Source organism: Thermogutta sp. (assembly GCF_039793925.1).
Lineage (GTDB): Bacteria > Planctomycetota > Planctomycetia > Pirellulales > Thermoguttaceae > Thermogutta.
The window spans coordinates 1-1,890 of record NZ_JBAMME010000002.1; the positions used below are offsets into that span (position 1 = coordinate 1).

Below are 1,890 nucleotides of genomic sequence, written 5' to 3' on the forward strand. Positions count from 1 at the left end.
GGCCAAGGTGGGCCTGGAGGCCGCCAGCCATCTGGATGAGGCGGTGGATGCGGCCAGGATCGGGGCCAGGGTGGCGGAGGAGGTGGCCGAGGAAGCCGCCGAGCGGGTGGGGAAGGAGGTTGCGGAAGAGGCAGTTGAGCAGGCGATCAAGAGCGAAATCCGGCCGGCCAGGGAACTGCTGCGGGAAAGCGTGCCGGGAACCGAGGTGCACCACTTGATCGAGCAACGCTTTGCCGATAAGTTTGACGTAAAACCGGGTGATCTCCCAGCCATCCGCCTGGACAAGACCTTCCATCAGCAAGAGGTGACCGGCCGGCTGTTCCGGGGCGAGAACCTGCCCACCTATCCACCTCAAGAATTCTCACTGCAGCGTATTTGGAACACTTACAAGCGAGTATATGGAGAGAAGCTCGGCCGTCAGGATTGGCTGGAGGCCATCTGGCCCTACTTTGAAAAGACTGGGAAGGTGGTGCGATGAAGAAAGTGGCATATTTCACTGTTTATTGGGGAGACGAATACGGCAAGCCGCCGAAGACGCCAGAGGGCAAAGCGCGAGATGAAGCACTGGCGAAGGCTCTTTTGCAACGCCTTGAGCAGATGCGAAAGGTCAAAATCGTTGAGGTAAGTACCAAAAGACCTTTTTATGATCTCAAGATTGAGGTTGGAAGTGAAGCCTTTAACTTCTTGATGGAAACACTGCAACAGTCGCCTCATTTGGTTAGTCCCTTCACGGTTTTGAAAGATTACACCTGCCAAGAACTGGAGTCAGCCGAGTTGCTGATCTGGGGTCCGACCAATCAGGCCATTGAGGATGATTACTATGACTTCTACGCCGAAGGTGAACAACATAGGGACTTGCATCAACGGTGTCCAGCCTGCGGTGCGCGGCTTAAACAGATTCGCGACCTCATCGTGAACAAAGCGCGGATGCGGGGCAAGGATGTCTCGTTGACCTATTCCAACGAAGTGATTCTCTCCGAACGGGTAGCGCAATTGCTCTATGAAGCTGGCCTGACCGGTTTTGAACTGCGGCCGGTGCACCACTACAAGAAGCCCTACAAAGGGGAGCCCACGCTGTATCAATTGGTGGTGACCAATGTGTTGCCCCCCATGGCCTCGCCGCCAACCGAATTTGAACATTTCCATCACTGCGATGTCTGTGGTCGCACAAGTCGCTTTCTTAAACATACGCACCAGTGGGGGAAGATTCAGTACTATGAGGACACCGATGTCTATTATCCCCGCAGCGTGCTGGAAGCGGCGAAAGACTTCAACCACACCGCTGAATACTTCGGTGAGTTGCGGGTGTCGCATCCGTACGTGATCATCACGCAGCGGGTGTATCGGCTGTTGCGGGAACACAAGGTGAAGAACTGGGCAGCGGTGCCGGTGTATCTGGTGGATTAGCGTGATGAAGTGCCTTGAGAGAGCTCTTGCCCTCCCGTTCAGCGCCGTCTTGGGGGTCAGCTTATTGGCTGGTGTCAGCCAGCCGCGCCCACTTATCGCCGCCCCGGTTCAGTGTGGGTTACGACGCCGGGGATCGGCCGACCGGGGTAAGCGGTGGGGCGAGTGCCAGCTTCGTCTACGACGGCGACGGCAAGCGGGTGCTGCGCATCGGCCCGGAGGGGACGACGGTTTATATTGGCCAGTACTACGAGGCTCTCTACCCCTGGGCGGTAGGGAGTGGCGGCAACAAATACGGGCCCTACGAGCCCACAGGCATAGGAGCGATGGCCGCAGAAGGCGGCGGGGGCCGCTGCGACCTGCAATGCCCGGATGGGAAACTGGACCCGATTCGCTGTCGGTGCATCTACCCGAGGCCGACCCCCACGCCGGGCCCCAGCCCGACCCCCACTCCTACCCCGACACCTGTGGCCACGCCTACTCCGA

General features: G+C 58.3%; 2 protein-coding genes and 1 pseudogene. All 3 read left to right on the plus strand.

The annotated features are described in order from the left end of the window. The coding region (locus ABJK56_RS00020) for a hypothetical protein (RefSeq protein WP_347242613.1) at positions 1 to 478 on the plus strand (478 nt) is incomplete at its 5' end. Beyond that, positions 475 to 1,407, plus strand: coding sequence for a hypothetical protein (locus ABJK56_RS00025; protein ID WP_347242614.1), 933 nt, complete (start codon positions 475 to 477; stop codon positions 1,405 to 1,407). The genes ABJK56_RS00020 and ABJK56_RS00025, both read left to right, overlap by 4 nt. Before the next feature lie 71 nt (positions 1,408 to 1,478). Continuing rightward, positions 1,479 to 1,890: pseudogene (locus tag ABJK56_RS00030) on the plus strand (hypothetical protein); the annotation flags it as partial.

Excerpts from the sequence above, each read along its gene's own strand:
- ABJK56_RS00025 (WP_347242614.1), top strand. The coding sequence starts at position 475 with ATGAAGAAAGTGGCATATTTCACTGTTTATTGGGGAGACGAATACGGC.